The organism is Actinomadura chibensis NBRC 106107, from assembly GCF_001552135.1.
Taxonomy (GTDB): domain Bacteria; phylum Actinomycetota; class Actinomycetes; order Streptosporangiales; family Streptosporangiaceae; genus Spirillospora; species Spirillospora chibensis.
Genome location: NZ_BCQP01000062.1, coordinates 21,312 through 36,767, shown reverse-complemented (window position 1 = coordinate 36,767; position 15,456 = coordinate 21,312). Strand labels below are relative to the sequence as shown.

The following is a 15,456-nucleotide window of genomic DNA, read 5'->3' as shown; positions in this document are numbered from 1 at the left end:
CGCCATGGCCCAGAACGGCTCCGACCGCTGCGAGGGCGCGCCCCCACGAAACTCCCGCAACACCTCGGCTCCCGACGCGTCTCCCCGGACAGCCTCGCCGGACGCGCTGCTCGACGCCGTCCGGAACGGCGCGACCGGCCACGAGCTGCGCGACATCGACCTGCCGACCCGGTTCCGCGCCGCGTTCACCCGCAAGGACGAGGTCGGGATCTTCGAGGGCCAGACCGACAAGGACGTCCGCCGCTCGCTGCACGTCGGCGAGGTCGCGATGCCGGAGCTCGCGCCGGACGAGTGCGTCGTCGCGGTGATGTCCGCCGCGATCAACTTCAACACGGTCTGGTCGGCGATCTTCGAGCCGGTCCCCACGTTCGCGTTCCTGGAGAAGTTCGGACGGCAGGGCTGGCACGGCGCGCGGCACGACCTGCCCTACCACGTCCTCGGGTCGGACGGCGCGGGCGTCGTCGTCCGCACCGGCAGCGGCGTGAAGAGCTGGAAGCCCGGCGACAGGGTCGTGCTGTCCCCGTCCTACGTCGACGAGGAGGACCACGGCTCCTACGACGACGGCATGATGAGCGAGACCCAGCTCGCCTGGGGCTTCGAGACGAACTTCGGCTCGCTCGGCGAGTACTGCATCGTCAAGGCGAACCAGCTCATCCGCAAGCCCGCGCACCTCACCTGGGAGGAGGCGGGCTCGACCACGCTGTGCGCCGCCACCGCCTACCGGATGCTGGTCGGCGCCCACGGCGCCCGCATGAAGCAGGGCGACGTCGTGCTGGTCTGGGGCGCGACCGGCGGGCTCGGCTCGTTCGCGACGCAGCTCGTGAAGAACGGCGGCGGCATCCCGGTCGGCGTCGTGTCGTCGGACGAGAAGGCCGAGATCGTCCGGTCGCAGGGCTGCGAGCACGTCATCAACCGCACCGACCTGGACCTCGGCGACCAGGGCCTGCGCCACCCGAAGGCCGGGCGGATGCTCGGCGAGGCGATCCGCCGCCTCGTCGGCGAGGACCCGGGCATCGTCTTCGAGTACCTCGGCCGCGAGACGTTCGGCGCGTCGGTGTACGTCGCCAGACGCGGCGGCAAGATCGTGACCTGCGGCTCGTCCACCGGGTACCGGCACGAGTACGACAACCGGTTCCTGTGGATGCGGCTGAAGAGCATCATCGGCTCGCACGGCTTCAACTACCACGAGGCCGTCGAGGTCAACCGGCTGATCGGCCTCGGCATGATCCACCCGACGCTCTCGAAGGTCTTCCCGCTGGACGAGGCGGGCGAGGCGACCCGGGCCGTCCAGACGAACCAGCACGTCGGGAAGGTCGCCGTGCTGTGCGGGGCCGCGGCGGAGGGGCAGGGCGTGGACGACCCGGCCCTCCGGGAACGCATCGGCGAACGCGAACTCAACCTCTACCGCCGCTGAAAGGCCGTTTTTGGAGGACGCGCCCCGGCGCCGTTCGGGGCGGCGCGCCCGGCTGAGCACATTCGGCGTACTCGCGCGGCCCCGACCAGCAAGTTCGCATCGTTGCGGCTGGTCGCGCCCGCGCCCGTCCTTAGCAGATGTGTTCGCATGGTTTCAGCCGGTGTGTTCGAGTTGATTCAGCGACCCGCCGCGGGTGGTCCGGGGCGGCGGGTAATCGCCTGCCCAGGCGAAATGATTCCTTTCGACGTGCATAGAAAGTGGATTGAAAAACGACTGATTGACTGTAGGACGAACAAATCGCGATTCTTGGGACGGCATGAGGGGTCCCCGTCCCGGGCTTTGGCCAGTGCGCATGCCGACAGCTCCCGTCCATGCCGCAAGGAGTCGCGTAATGAAGCGCCGAACCCTGCTCGCCTGCGCCATTCTCGGCGCGGGCGTCCTCGCCCCCGCCGCCGGAGCGTCCGCCTCCTCCGTGTCCCCCGCCGAGCCCGCCGCGCCGTCCGCGGCGTCGTCCGCCGCGCCGAACCCGAACGCCCCGAAGCGCGGCACGGTCGCCGGTGCCCACGCCTTCACGCCGACCTCGAAGAACGCCCCGGCCGTTCAGCGCTTCCGCGAACTGCATCGTTCCCGCGTGCAGGGGGACCGGCGGCGCGAGCAGGTCCACCACTTCTGGGGCGTCGAACCCGCCGCCGGAAGCCACGACGGAATGCAGGCGACGCAGAGCGTCGACACCAGCTACAAGGTGTCCTTCAACGGGGACTTCACCTATACGCCGACCATCAAGGCGGCCGGGTCCTGCATGGAGATCACCACCGTTTACTCGGTGACCGTCGGAAATGAGATATGGGCCTGGGACTGGTGCGGCGGCAATGGTCCCAAGAAGGAAGTGAAAATGGACGCCTCCTTCATGTCGACCTATACCTCGAACGTGAACGGACATCCCGCCTACAGCGTCCAGCTCGTCAAAACGGGCGGCGGCAACGCCTGGTCGGCCTACCTCTACAACCAGACGACCAAGGCGTGGGAGCTCTTCTACAGCAAGTCGGGCACCGACACGAGCGAACTCAAGTACGGCTGGGACATCTTCGAGATCTACGCGACCCGCGACTCCAGCACCGGCAACGCCTACTACTGCAAGGACGCGAAGAACGTCGTGTTCGAGAGCAGTTCCATCCAGCTCCGGCAGAACAACGCCTGGCGTCCGGCGAGCCCGTCCGACTCGCCGTGGCAGCCCACCGCCAGCCCGAACCCGAGCGACTACCTGTGCCCGTCGCTGAAGTTCGAGCGGACCGGCGCGAACGACCATTGGATCGTCCGCCAATGACGCCGGTGCCGCCGTTGAAATCGTCCCGCTGAATCTGGACGCCGCTGAACGCGGGACGCCGCGCCACGGCGGACGATCGCGCACCCCGCCGCGCGATCGGACCGCCGTGGCACCGGCACGCCCGGCCCCCCGTGTTATAGATCGAAGTAGCACGCCTGACCGGAGCGGGGGAACACAGATGACGTCCACGGCGCGGTACGTGCCGCAGCACGGCCCCGGCATCACCTTCCTCGGGGTGCCGCACTGCACCTGGTCCGACCCGTCCACCTACGCCGACGCCGACGTGGTCATCCTCGGCGCCCCGTTCGACGGCGGCACGTCCCACCGGCCGGGGACCCGGTTCGGCCCGCAGCACATCCGGCAGAGCTGCTACCTGCCGCACGACGGCTCGCGCCCGTCCCTCGCCCTCCGGGTGGACGGCCTGCAAGGCGACCTCACGGTCTACGACGCCGGAGACGTGATGATGTACTCCGGCGACGCGGAACGTTCCGTCCGCGACCTCCAGGCCGCGGTCTACGCCGTCGCCCGCACCGGGACGATCCCGCTCATCCTGGGCGGCGACCACACGATCGCCTGGCCCGACGCCGCCGGGGTGGCCCAGCACATCGGCCAGGGCCGCGTCTCGATGGTCCACTTCGACGCGCACGCCGACACCGGCGACACCGCCTTCGGTTCCCTCGTCGGACACGGGCAGCCCATGCGCCGCCTGATCGAGTCCGGCGCGCTGCGCGGCGACCGGTTCCTGCAGATCGGACTCCGCGGCTACTGGCCGGGCCCCGAGACGCTGTCCTGGATGGCCGAGCAGGGCATGCGCTCATACGAGATGAGCGAGATCGTCGCCCGCGGCCTGGACGAGTGCCTCACCGAGGCGTTCGAAACCGCCGTAGACGAATGCGACGGCGTCTTCCTCTCAGTCGACATCGACGTATGCGACCCGGGCCACGCACCCGGCACCGGCACCCCCGAGCCCGGCGGCCTGACCGCCCGCCAACTCCTGGACGCGGTCCGCCGCGTCACCTACGAACTCCCAGTGGTCGGCATGGACGTAGTAGAAGTCTCCCCGCCCTACGACCACGCGGACATCACATCCCTCCTGGCAAACCGGGTCGTCCTAGAGGCCCTATCCGGCATAGCCCGCCGCCGCCACGACACCCAACACGGCACAACCTGGGACCCAACCCTCCCCCTCCTAGAAGACCGCTAGCCCAAGACCACCCAGCGACAAGGACACGCCCCAACCAACAACAAGCCGACCACCCACCCCCCGACAACCCACGCCCCGACAACACGCGGCCCGAGAACGCGCGCCCCGAGACCGCGCGGGGCGGTCTGCGTCTGACGCGGCGGAGATCCTCAAAGCCTGCCGGGGCAGGAGTTGCGCCTGTGCCTCCTCCGAATACCGCTCAGCACAAGAACGCCCGGGCCGAGAACGCCCGGGGCGTCAACGTGTGCGGGGCGAGGACGCGCGGGGTGGTCTGCGTCTGGCGTTGTGGAGATCCTTAGCGTGCGGGGCGGGAGCTGCGTCTGTGTCCCATCCGAATGCCGCCCAGCACGAGAACGCGCGGGCGGACAACGCGGGTCGAGAACGGCGGGTCGAGAACGGCGGGACGAGAACGGCGGGACGAGCACGCGCGGGCCGTCAACGCGCGCGGGGCAAGAACGCGCGCCGGGCCGAGAACGCGCGGGGTGGTCTGCGTTTGGCGCGGCGGAGATCTTCAGCGTGCCGGGCGGGAGTTGCGCTTGTGCCTCATCCGAATGCCGCTCAGCACAAGAACGCACGGGCGGACAACACGCGGGCCGACAACGCGCAGGCCGAGAACGCGCGGGTCGACAACGCACAGGCCGACAACGCGCGCGGGCCGACCACGCGCGGGGCAAGAACGTGTGGGCCAAGAGTGCGCGCGGAGCCAGAGCGCGCGCGGAGGACGCGCGGGGTGGTCTGCGTCTGGCGTTGTGGAGATCCTCAAGCGTGCCGGGCGGGAGCTGCGCCTGTGCCCCATCCGAATGCCGCCCAGCACGAGAACGCGCCGGGCGGACAACGCGCGGGTCGAGAACGACGGCCCGAGAACACACGCGGCCCGAGAACACACGCGGGTCGAGAACGGCGGGGGAGAGCGCGCGGGCCGACGATACGCGCGTGCCGAAAATGCGCGCGGGGTGGGAACGCGCGGGGTGGGCTGCGTCTGGTGTGGCGGAGGTCCTTAGCGTGCGGGGCGGGAGCTGCGTCTGTGTCCCATCCGGATGCCGCTCAGTACGAAGTTGATCAGGAACACCACGATCCCGATGATGAGCAGGTAGAACATCCCCTTGACGATGACGCCGACTATCCCGAGGGCGACCGCCACCAGCAGGATGAACAGGAACAAGGCCATGTGGAATCCCTCCTCATGTCGCGCCCTTCGACCGCTGGAGGCTCGCGTGACCCGCATGGCCGACGTGGCCACATGGCCCCAGAGCGCCCGGCGGCGCGACGTCCGATGACCGCTCAGCGGCGGGCGAGGCGACGTTCGTCCGGAGCGGCCTGGTAGGGCAGCTCGTAATGATCGAACACCGCCTGTTCGTCACCGGCGAAGAGCTCTCCGTCCGTGCCGATCGACGGTGAGCTCTTGATCTGTTTCTTGGGGTGCGCGACCCGGACGTGCCTCGGCCCCACCTTCGACCCGGCCAGCGGGACGAACACCAGCCGCTGCCGGGTCGGCAGACCGATCCGCACGGTCACGAACGTCGGCTGGTCGGTGCCGGTGTCGACGTAGACGGCCTCCAACTGCCCGATCTTGCTACCGGACTCGTCGAGCACGTCATGGCCGCGCCACTGCCGGATGTCCTCGATCTCGCACATGTCATGTCCAGCCTTTGGGTTCAAACCCCTGTCACACGACACCTACCCAGCTCGCGGGATATATGTCCGCCACCCCGTCCCACCCGACCGACCACCAAGAAACCCACAAACCCTGCCCAACAGCCGCCCCCAAGCCGAGCAGGGCCCCACAGGGCCCCCGGCCCAACAGCCGCCCCCTCCAACAGCCGCCCCCTCCAACAGCCGCCCCTGCTCAAAAGCCGCCCCTGCTCAAAAGCCGCCTGCTCAATAGCCCCCGGCGCAAAGCCACGCTGCCTAACAGCCACGCCCTGTCCAACAGCCACGCCCTGTCCAACAGCCACGCCCTGCCTAACAGGCACGCTGCCCAACAGCCACGCTGCCCAACAGCTATGCCTCGCCCGGCGGTCACGGTGGATCTGCGAGATCGGGCGGGCTTTGTCGGCAAAGCCTGGGCGTCGGTGGGTCGGCGGAGGTTGGTGGTTGGCGGGTGGGCAGGGGTTGGGTGCCGGCCAGATCGTGTGGTGGTTGATCGGTCTTTCGGGGTTGGTGGGAGGACATGGCGGGTGCCGGGGCTGGCGATTGGTGTGGTTCTGCGCGACGGTCCGCAGGTTCTAGGGGCGCGGCGGCGGGCTCGATCTCCGGCTTGTGGGTGCGCGGGGCCGTGAGGTGGGACGTCAGGCGTGGCTCTTGGGGGTTAGCGCTTTGGCTAGGCGGTTTAGGGATTCCTGCATTTGGCGCGCGTTGATTACTGGGAGGTGGTCGAGCATGTCGGTGTGCGTGAAGCGGGACCAGTCGTAGGTGTGGCTCACGTTGGTTCGGCCGTCTTTGCGTGGGGTCAGTTCCCAGGTCCATGTGTGGCCGGCGGGTGGGTGGCCTGGTTCGGCGGGGGCCCATTTCAGGAGGCGGTCGGGCTCGTAGGCGATGACGTGGTTCTCGTCTTGGTGGTCGCCCTTCATGTCGTTGCTGATGTTCATCACGAAGACATCGCCCACGGCTGTGATCGCGGCGTCCGGGGCGGCGCCGCGCACCATTCCGCTCGTGTCGAGGACGGCGTGGTTCGCCGGATCGCGCAGGAAGCGGAAGACCTCGGTGGCGGGCGCGTCCACGACGCGGGACACCTCGATCGAGTGTGCGCTCGTCCGGACGCTTCGTTCGTCGCTCATGCCGATACGGACTCCCCGCTCGGGCGGGATTCATCGCGGTGCGTATCGATCGATTTCTCGGCAGCCGGGACTTGCTCGTGGACGTGGGGTGGGGCAGGTGGTGGCGGGTCGTGGACACCGTGTGGCATCGCGGGCGGTGGTGCGTTGGTGTCGGGGTGTCGGGAGGGAGGCGCGGGGGTTAGGGGTCGAGGGATTTGTGGTCTCGGGGTGGTGGGATGGCTAGGTCGCGTAAGAAGTGGTGGTTGAGGGCTACACGGACGCGGGCCAAGCGTGTTCGGGAGGCGGGCGCGGTCTCGCCTTCGGCCGCCTCGGAGGGCTCATCGAGTGGCACCGCGGGGGGTGGACGGGGGTCGGTTATGGGGGCCAGGCGGTCGCCCGGGAGCGGGCGTTCTACCTCGATGTACTTGCCGTCGGGTAGGCGGTGGATGATGCCCGTTTCCAGCCCGTGCTGGACGAGGCCCAGGTCGCGCCGCTGCAGGCCAAGGCAGATGCGGTATGCGATGACGTAGCCCAACACCGGGCCGAGGACGATCGCGCCGCGGAAGAACCAGGTCGTCCAGAAGAGGGGGACGTCGAAGCGGTCGGCGATCACGTCGTTGCCCCCGGCCGCCCACAGGACGCCGTAGAAGACGACGCCGCCGACGCCGATGCCCGTCCGGGCGGGGACGTCGCGGGGGCGGTCGAGCAGGTGGTGGACGCGGTGGTCGCCGGTGACCCAGCGTTCCACGAACGGGTAGGCGGCGAGGCCGGTGAACAGCACGCCGGGGACGGCGAGGGCCGGGATGAGCACGCTCATCGGCAGCGTGTGCCCCCAGGCGTTGATCTCCCAGGCGGGCATCATCCGGAGGGAGCCCTCCAGCCAGCCCATGTACCAGTCGGGTTGGGAGCCGGAGCTGATCGCGCCGGGGTCGTAGGGGCCGAACAGCCAGATCGGGTTGATCTGGAAGAACGTCGCGAGGAGCGCCGCGACGCCGAAGACCCACAGGAAGAACGCGGTCGTCTTGGCGATGAAGACCGGGAAGAAGGGGTAGCCGCGGACGGTCGTGTTCGAGCTGCCCTTGCCGGGGAACTGCGTGTGGGTCTGTCTCCAGGTGAGGACGATCGCGTGCAACGGAATCAGGGCGGCCAGGATGCCGGGGATCAGCAGGATGTGGATCACGTACAGGCGGGGGATGATCTCCGTCCCGGGGAACTCGCCGCCGAACAGGAACATCATCAGGTAGGAGCCGACCAGGGGAAGCGACGCGATGACGCCTTCGAGAATGCGGATCCCGGTGCCGGAGAGCAGGTCGTCGGGCAGCGAATAGCCGAACAGGCCGTTCAGCATGACGAGCATGAACAGCACGATCCCGATCAGCCAGTTCAGCTCGCGGGGCTTGCGGAACGCGCCGGTGAAGAAATTGCGCAGCAGGTGGATCAGGATCGCCGCCATGAAGATGACGGTGGCCCAGTGGTGGATCTGCCGCATGAGCAGCCCGCCCCGCACCTCGAAGCTGATGCGCAGCGTGGACGCGTACGCCTCGCTCATCCGGACGCCGCGCAGCGGCTCGTACGACCCGTTGTAGACCACCTCCTTCATGCTCGGGACGAAGAACAGCGTCAGGTACACGCCCGTCAGCAGGATGACGAAGAACGAGTACATGGCGATCTCGCCGAGCAGGAAGCTCCAGTGGTCGGGGAACGCCTTGCGCATCGCCTTCCGCGCGAAGGACGCGCCGCCGAGCCGGTCGTCGGCGGCCCGGCCCGCCGCGCCGAGGCGCTTCGGAGGCCCCCGGTCGCCGGATCCCGCCGTCACGTGACCACCTCGCCGTCGCTCGCTCGTGCCTCCAATGTCGCACCGGACGAGCGGCCCGGCCAGACCTCCCCGAATTGTGGATAACCCCGCCCGCGGCGCGGTCGCGCGGGTCGCCGTCCGGCCGGAGTCGGTCGGATGTCGACCTAAACTTTGCGCCTGGGCACGTCACGGGTCATGATTTGCCCCACACGGGTCACATAAGTAAGCATTTACCCACTGTGAGTGGCGCGCGACGCAGCGGGACCGAGAGCTGGGAGGTTCTGTGGCGGACGCGCGTTCGACCACCGACGGGCGCCCCTGGGCGGATCTGCCGAGAGACCTGGCGGACCACATGCGGCCGCACCTCGACGAGGTCGCCGACGACATGATCCAGGAGATCCAGACGCGCGTGAGCGAGTACGACCGTCCGGGCGACGGCTCCTACTCGGGGACGCTCCGGCTCGCGGTCGAGCGGGTGCTCCACTTCTTCGTCGACCGGGTGGCCGATCCCGGCCACGACTCCGCCCCGGTGGCCGACTTCTTCCGCGCCATCGGCCGCGGCGAGGCCGGTGAGGGACGCAGCCTCGACGCCATGCAGACCGCGATGCGGGTCGGCGGCATGGTCGCGTGGCGGCGGCTCACCGAGGGCGCGGACGTCCTGCACGTGTCCCCGCGGACGCTCGGCGCCGTCGGCGAGGTGCTGATGCAGTTCCAGGACGAGCTGGCCCACGCCGCCGCCGAGGGGTACTCCCAGGCCAGGGCCGCCGTCGCGGGCGAGATGCAGCGCCGCCGCAAGCGCCTGCTCGACCTGCTGTTCGCCGACCCGCCCGCCGCGCGGGAGGCGATCGCCGACCTCGCCGCCGCCGCGCACTGGCCCGTCCCGCGGACGGTCGCCGCGGTCGCGCTCGGCCGACCCAGGGACGCCCGCCGGCCCGCGTTCCCGCCGGACGTCCTCGCCGACCTGACCCGCCGCACCCCCAGCCTGATCGTCCCCGACCCGGACGGACCCGGCCGGGCGAAGCTCATCGACCGCGCCCTCGCCGGGACGCTCGCCGTCATCGGCCCGACCGTCCCGCTGATGGAGGCGGCACGGTCCATCCAGTGGGCGCGCAAGACGCTGTGCCTCGTCCAGCGCGGCGTCATCGATGCGGACGGCGACCAGAGCGGCCAGAGCGGGCAGAACGACCAGAGCGGGCAGAGCGGCGTGATCCGCTGCGTCGAGCACATGTCGACGCTGATCCTCTTCCAGGACGAGGGGCTCATCACCTCGCTCGCCGAGCTGCGCCTCGCCCCGCTGTCGCACCTGCGCCCGAGCCAGCAGGACCGGCTGGCCGAGACCCTGCTCGCCTGGCTCCAGTCGGGACGCAACGCCAACGAGGTCGCGATGCGGCTGCACGTCCACCCGCAGACCGTCCGGTACCGGCTGCGTCAGCTGGAGGAGCTGTTCGGCGACCAGCTCCTCGACCCCGACCTGCGCTTCGACCTGGAGATCGTGCTGCGCGCCCGCGCGCTGCTCGCGGAGAACGCGGGAGAGCGCATCGTCCCGTCACCGCACGCGGCCGTGGGCGACTCGGGTGAGGTCGTCACCTTCCACCGCACCTGAACCACCACCGACGCACCTACCCCGGCAACCCAGCCCCACCAAAGCCAACCCGCCCACAAACCCCCGACCCGCGTACTACGCAGGTGGAGGCTGTTAGGGGGTGGTGTGGGGAAGGAAGGACGGGCGGAGGCGTTCGGCGGTGGCGACGCGTTCGGCCAAGCGGGTCTGGGCGTCGCACAGGAGCCACAATTCGCCCTCGTCCAGCGCGACTATCTGCTGAAGGCAGCCGTTCGACCGCTGGTAATCCGACAAAGGGGTGATCCGGGTGGCCCGCAGGCCGTCGTCCGAGCGCTCGTTGTGCCAGCCGGGCATGCACATGATCACCGACATCGCGCGGGCTCCCTTGGTGGGTCTATGGTGGGTCTACCATAAGCCGACCAAGCATCACCCACAATGCCCTCTCCGGATACCCAAGAGGGCTTCAGGAATGGTGGGATCTGTACGGTGTGAGGTCAACGGACTATCCGGAGCAGGTTCCGAAATGCCGCGACCCCCCACGAAGGCACAGGCGATCACGAACGCGTTGGCGGCCCGCATCGTCGAGGGCGACCTCGACCCGGGCGCGTGGCTGCCGTCCGAGCGGGAGCTGGCGCGCGAGTACGGGGCCGACCGGTCGACCGTCCGGCGGGCGCTGCGGATGCTGGCCGAGCAGGGGCTCGTCCAGTTGCGGCACGGCGCGGGCGCCCAGGTGCGGACGGCGCGGCGGGTGCGGCGCGCGGCGGCCGACATCACCCGGCAGGTCGGCGGCTGGCGCGGATTCCACGTCTCCGCAAGGCGGGACGGCCGCATCCCGTTCACCCGTACGACCGTCACCGAGGTGGAGGCGGACGAACGGCTCGCCCAGCGACTCGACGTCCCCCCAGGAACGCGTGTACTGGAACGGGCACGCGTGCAGGGCGTGGAAGGCGAACCGCCCATTCAGACGGCGACGACCTGGGTGATCCTGGACGTGGTGGAGCGGATTCCAGTTCTGCGCCAGGTCGACACAGGCCCGGGTGGGATCTACTCCCGCCTGGAGGAGGCCGGGCACCGGATCACGTTCGAGGAGTCGGTGACGTGCCGCCTCCCGCGCACGGACGAGCAGTGCACGCTGGACATCGGCCCCGACCGGCCCGTCCTGACGCTGTGGCGCCGCGCGTGCGACCAGGACGGCCGCGTCGTCGAGGTCACCCACCGCGTGGTGGTCGGCGACCGGCACGAACTCGTCTACCGCTACGGGTCGGGAGTCTGAAGCAATGAACGAAGCCCCAGGCACGGACGACGGGAAACCCGCCGTCCGCCAGGTCGGTACCAGGGTCGTCTACGAGAATCCGTGGATGGTCGTCCGAGAGGACGAGGTCGAGCGCCTGGACGGTTCACGCGGCATCTACGGGGTCGTCGACAAGCCCGACTTCGTTCTCGTCATTCCCGTCGAGGACGACGGGTTCCATTTGGTGGAGGAATACCGCTACCCCATTGGCAAGCGCACGTGGAGTTTCCCGCAGGGGTCGCTCCCAGGCCGGCAGGACGCCGACCCAGAGGAACTCGCCCATCTGGAACTGGCACAGGAGACCGGCCTCCGCGCGGGCGATCTGATCCACCTCGGCTACCTGAACTGCTCACACGGGACGAGCGGCCAAGGCTTCAACGTCTTCGTAGCGTCCGACCTGAGGGCGGGCCAGGCCGACCGTGAGCCCGAGGAACAGGACATGAGGCAGAAGTGGATGTCCAGGGACGAGTTCACGACCCTCGTACGGGACGGCCGCATCACCGACGACTCGACCCTCGCCGCCTACGCGCTTCTCCTCATGCACGAAGCGAAGGCGAAGGCGAAGGCGTAAGCGAAGGCGAAGGCGGAATAGCCAACGTCACGCGGGTTCGCCCAACCCCGCCGGGATGACGACGCGGATCCGGCACCCGCTCGCCGTGTCCATGACGGTGATGTCGCCGCCGTGCAACTCCGTCGCCCAGCTCGCGATGGCGAGGCCGAGCCCGGTGCCGCCGCCCGGCGTCCCCGCCCGCGGCCCGGACGCCGACCCCCGCGAGAACCGTTCGAACACGCGCGTCCGCTCCTCGGGCGGAATCCCGGGGCCCTCGTCGGCGACGTCGATGACGAGGCCGCCAGTCCCGCCGAGCGGCCGCGCGGTGACGGTGACGGGACGTCCCGCCGGACCGTGCCGCGCCGCGTTGTCCAGCAGGTTCGCGACGACCTGGTGCAGCCGGTCGCGGTCGGCGCGGGCGCGCAGCCCGGCCGGGACGTCGGAGGCGAACAGGGCGTCCGGATGCCCGGCGGCGGCCTCGGCGGTGACGTCCGCGACGAACGCGGCGACGTCGACGTCGGTCACGTCCAGGACCGCCGCGCCCGCCTCGACCCGCGACAGGTCGAGGAGCTGCGTGACGAGCCGTCCGAGCCGCTCGGTCTGCTCCAGCGCGGACGCGAGGACGTCCGGCGTCGCGGGCGTGACGCCGTCCGCGACGTTCTCCAGCACGGCCCGCAGCGCGCTGATCGGGGTGCGCAGCTCGTGCGACACGTTCGCGACGAACTCGCGGCGCTGCCGGTCGACCTCGGCGAGGTCGGCGGCCATCCGGTTGAACGCCTTCGCCAGCTCGCCGACCTCGTCCCGCGACGTGGCGCGCACCCGGCGGCTGTAGTCGCCGCGCGCCATCGTCCGCGCCGCCGCCGTCATCTCCCGCAGCGGCGCCGTCATCCCGTGCGCGAGGAGCTGCGTCACGACCAGCGAGATGAGCACGCCGACCGGCATCGTCTGCCGCGCCCGGAACCCGAGCGGGTACCCCCACAGGACGATCAGCACCGCGACGCACGCCGTCACCACGACCACGACGCCGAACTTCACCTTGATCGACCGCAACGGATCCAACGGCCGAGGCAACCGCGCCCAGGCCCGCCCAACAACAGCAGCCGTCACGATGCCTGCCTTTCTGGGGGGCGACCCCCAGACCCCCGCGGGTCGCGTCGTGATCCTCGCTCCGCTCCGGTCACGATGCGACCTCCAAGCTGTACCCCACCCCGTGCACGGTGCGGATTAGTTCTTGGCCCAGTTTGCGGCGTAGGGCCTTTACGTGGCTGTCGACGACGCGGGTACCCGAGGCGTCCGCCCAGTCCCAGACCTGTTCGAGCAGGACGGCCCGCGTCAGCACCGCGCCCCGGTTGCGCAGCAGGCAGGCGAGCAGGTCGAACTCCGTCGGCGTGAGGTGCACCTCGCGGCCGTCCATGACCACGCGGCGGGCGCGCCGGTCGACCTCCAGCGCGCCCATCCGCACCAGGGTGCCGTCGACCTCCGGCGCGGGACGCTCCACCCGCCGCAGCACCGCCCGCACCCGCGCCACGAGCTCCCGCATGCTGAACGGCTTGGTCACGTAGTCGTCGGCGCCGACGCCGAGGCCGACCAGGACGTCGGTCTCGTCGTCCCGCGCGGTCAGCATCAGCACCGGCACCGAACGCTCCGCCTGGACGCGGCGGCAGACCTCCAGGCCGTCGAAGCCGGGCAGCATGACGTCCAGCACGATGAGGTGGGGCGCGTACTCGCGGGCGCGCAGGACGGCCGCGGGGCCGTCCCCGGCGACCTCGACGGCGAACCCCTCCGCCGCCAGCCGGTCGGCGACGGCCCGCGCGATCGTCGGCTCGTCCTCGACGACGAGGATGCGCGTTTCGTTCCCAGTCACGACCAAATGCTAGAAGCAGGTCATGGACGCGAAGAGCCGGACTTGTGCGCGACTCGTGAAGATCTCCCTGTGCGGCTAGAAGCTCCAGGTGTGGACGGGGGCGTTGTCGCGCATCTGGTCGGCGTAGGCGCGGGTCATCATGCGGAGGGCGTCGTGGCGTGGGACGCCGTAGGACTTCTCGATGGTGTCGACGGTGCGGATCTGCCAGGCGGCGCCGGTCTGGCCGGTGACGCAGCGGCGTTCGACGATGCCGAGCAGGCGGTCGCGGCGGGACGGGTCGACGCCCCACAGCTCAAGGCCCTCGTGGGCCAGGGGGAGCAGCTTGCGCAGGATCAGCTCGGCGGCGGGGACCTCGCCCATACCGGGCCAGTACAGGGTGGCGTCGAGGCCGTCGCGGGCGGCGCGGTGCAGGTTCTCCTCGGCGGTGGCGAAGGACATGCGCGACCACACGGGACGGTCGTCCTCGGCCAGCATGCGGACGACGCCGTAGTAGAAGGCGCCGTTGGCGACGACGTCCGCGACGGTGGGCCCCGCGGGCAGGACGCGGTTTTCGACGCGAAGATGGGGACGACCCTTGACGACGGCGTAGATGGGACGGTTCCAGCGGTAGATGGTGCCGTTGTGCAGGGTCAGCTCGCCCAGTTCGGGGATCCCGCCCTCGTCCAGGACGGCCCGCGGGTCCTCGTCGTCGCAAAGCGGCAGTAGCGCGGGGAAGTAGCGCGTGTTCTCCTCGAACAAGTCGAACACCGAGGTGATCCAGCGTTCACCGAACCACACCCGCGGCCGGACGCCCTGGGCCTTCAGCTCCTCCGGACGGGTGTCGGTGGCCTGTTCGAACAACGTGATGCGCGTTTCCTGCCAGAGCTGGTGCCCGAACAGGTACGGGGAGTTGGCGCCCATCGCGACCTGCGCGCCCGCGATGGCCTGGGCCGCGTTCCAGTAGGCGCCGAACTGTTCGGGGCTCACCTGGAGGTGAAACTGGACGCTCGTACAGGCGGCCTCGGGAATGATGGTGTCTGTGTGCATGTGCAACGGCTCGGGGCCGTCGATGGCGATGTGCATCTCCTCGCCGCGCGCGGCGAAGATCTGGTCGTTGAGCATCTTGTAGCGGGCGTTCGCGGAGAGCGCCTCCTCGCCGATGTCGGAGCGCCGCAGCGTCGGCAGGACGCCGATCATGGCGAGCCTGCCGCCGACCTCCCGCGCGCGGTCGTCGGCGTGCTCGAGGTGGTCGCGGACCTCCGCCTCCAGCTCGCCCGTGCCTTCCCCGCCGAGCTCGCGCGGCGGGATGTTGATCTCCAGGTTGAATTGGCCGAGCTCCGTTGCCCAGGCCGGGTCGGCGATCGCCTTGAGCACGTCGGCGTTGCGCATGAGCGGGTCGCCGAGCTCGTCGATCAGGTTGAGTTCGATCTCCAGGCCGATATGGGGGCGCTCAAAGTCGAACTGGGATTCGCCCAGCATGCGGGCCAGCACGTCGAGGCACCTGCGCACCTTGTCGCGGTACCGCCGCCGGTCCTCGCCGCTGATGGTGACCGAAGCCACGTCCCTGCCCATGTGTCCGTCCCTGTGCTTCGGAGGAACCGTCACAAACGGGATGTCCCAGTGGGGGGAGGCGAAAACCAGGCACTTGATTTTCGGCTCCCCGATTTGTGACCGGCCGGTAGCGTGTGTGCTCCGTCCCGGAAGCGGCAACTCCAGCG

At 69.8% G+C, this 15,456-nt stretch carries 14 protein-coding genes; 6 read left to right on the top strand and 8 right to left on the bottom strand.

What is annotated here, in order from left to right:
• The first annotated feature begins 4 nt into the window (after positions 1–4).
• From ccrA to speB, 3 genes are all read left to right on the top strand, one after another.
• Positions 5–1,414: a crotonyl-CoA carboxylase/reductase gene (ccrA, locus tag ACH01S_RS33025; RefSeq protein WP_083981415.1), complete on the top strand. Its 1,410-nt coding sequence runs from the start codon at positions 5–7 to the stop codon at positions 1,412–1,414.
• Between the two features lie 391 nt (positions 1,415–1,805).
• The gene (locus ACH01S_RS33020; protein ID WP_067900951.1) at positions 1,806–2,738 is read left to right on the top strand and encodes a hypothetical protein; all 933 of its coding nucleotides are present in this window, start codon (positions 1,806–1,808) and stop codon (positions 2,736–2,738) included.
• Between the two features lie 178 nt (positions 2,739–2,916).
• Entirely contained in the window at positions 2,917–3,942 is a 1,026-nt protein-coding gene (gene speB / locus ACH01S_RS33015) for an agmatinase (protein WP_067900948.1), read from the top strand.
• Between the two features lie 997 nt (positions 3,943–4,939).
• Here the strand turns inward: speB and ACH01S_RS44660 are convergent.
• The 4 genes from ACH01S_RS44660 to qcrB form a co-directional block, all read right to left on the bottom strand.
• Positions 4,940–5,110, bottom strand: a complete 171-nt coding sequence (locus ACH01S_RS44660; protein WP_169809399.1) for a hypothetical protein — start codon at positions 5,108–5,110, stop codon at positions 4,940–4,942.
• A gap of 113 nt (positions 5,111–5,223) precedes the next feature.
• Complete coding sequence (locus tag ACH01S_RS33010; protein WP_067900945.1) at positions 5,224–5,577, bottom strand: PRC-barrel domain-containing protein; 354 nt, start codon at positions 5,575–5,577, stop codon at positions 5,224–5,226.
• A 653-nt stretch (positions 5,578–6,230) separates the two neighbouring features.
• Complete coding sequence (locus ACH01S_RS33005) at positions 6,231–6,719, bottom strand: SRPBCC family protein (RefSeq protein WP_067900942.1); 489 nt, start codon at positions 6,717–6,719, stop codon at positions 6,231–6,233.
• Between the two features lie 178 nt (positions 6,720–6,897).
• Positions 6,898–8,514: a cytochrome bc1 complex cytochrome b subunit gene (qcrB, locus tag ACH01S_RS33000; protein ID WP_067900940.1), complete on the bottom strand. Its 1,617-nt coding sequence runs from the start codon at positions 8,512–8,514 to the stop codon at positions 6,898–6,900.
• A gap of 262 nt (positions 8,515–8,776) precedes the next feature.
• Here qcrB and ACH01S_RS32995 point away from each other — a divergent pair, with 262 nt between their 5' ends.
• Positions 8,777–10,096, top strand: a complete 1,320-nt coding sequence (locus ACH01S_RS32995) for a PucR-like N-terminal domain-containing protein (RefSeq protein ID WP_067900937.1) — start codon at positions 8,777–8,779, stop codon at positions 10,094–10,096.
• A gap of 93 nt (positions 10,097–10,189) precedes the next feature.
• Here the strand turns inward: ACH01S_RS32995 and ACH01S_RS32990 are convergent, their stop codons facing one another.
• A complete protein-coding gene (locus tag ACH01S_RS32990; RefSeq protein ID WP_067900934.1) occupies positions 10,190–10,426 on the bottom strand; it encodes a hypothetical protein in 237 nt (78 codons plus the stop codon).
• Positions 10,427–10,577: 151 nt separating this feature from the next.
• On the opposite strand from ACH01S_RS32990, the gene ACH01S_RS32985 reads away from it, so the two are divergent.
• Both ACH01S_RS32985 and ACH01S_RS32980 read left to right on the top strand, forming a co-directional pair.
• Positions 10,578–11,327 carry a GntR family transcriptional regulator gene (locus ACH01S_RS32985; RefSeq protein WP_067900931.1) on the top strand — a complete coding sequence of 250 codons (750 nt, stop codon included), beginning with the start codon at positions 10,578–10,580 and terminating at the stop codon, positions 11,325–11,327.
• 4 nt (positions 11,328–11,331) lie between these two features.
• Positions 11,332–11,916 carry an NUDIX domain-containing protein gene (locus ACH01S_RS32980; RefSeq protein ID WP_067900928.1) on the top strand — a complete coding sequence of 195 codons (585 nt, stop codon included), beginning with the start codon at positions 11,332–11,334 and terminating at the stop codon, positions 11,914–11,916.
• Positions 11,917–11,943: 27 nt separating this feature from the next.
• On the opposite strand, the gene ACH01S_RS32975 is transcribed toward ACH01S_RS32980, so the two are convergent.
• The 3 genes from ACH01S_RS32975 to ACH01S_RS32965 form a co-directional block, all read right to left on the bottom strand.
• Positions 11,944–12,954: a sensor histidine kinase gene (locus ACH01S_RS32975; protein ID WP_246236484.1), complete on the bottom strand. Its 1,011-nt coding sequence runs from the start codon at positions 12,952–12,954 to the stop codon at positions 11,944–11,946.
• A gap of 118 nt (positions 12,955–13,072) precedes the next feature.
• Complete coding sequence (locus ACH01S_RS32970; protein ID WP_218010480.1) at positions 13,073–13,759, bottom strand: response regulator transcription factor; 687 nt, start codon at positions 13,757–13,759, stop codon at positions 13,073–13,075.
• A gap of 75 nt (positions 13,760–13,834) precedes the next feature.
• On the bottom strand, positions 13,835–15,310 hold the full coding sequence (locus tag ACH01S_RS32965) for a glutamate-cysteine ligase family protein (RefSeq protein WP_067900919.1): 1,476 nt from the start codon (positions 15,308–15,310) through the stop codon (positions 13,835–13,837).
• Positions 15,311–15,456 lie beyond the last annotated feature (146 nt).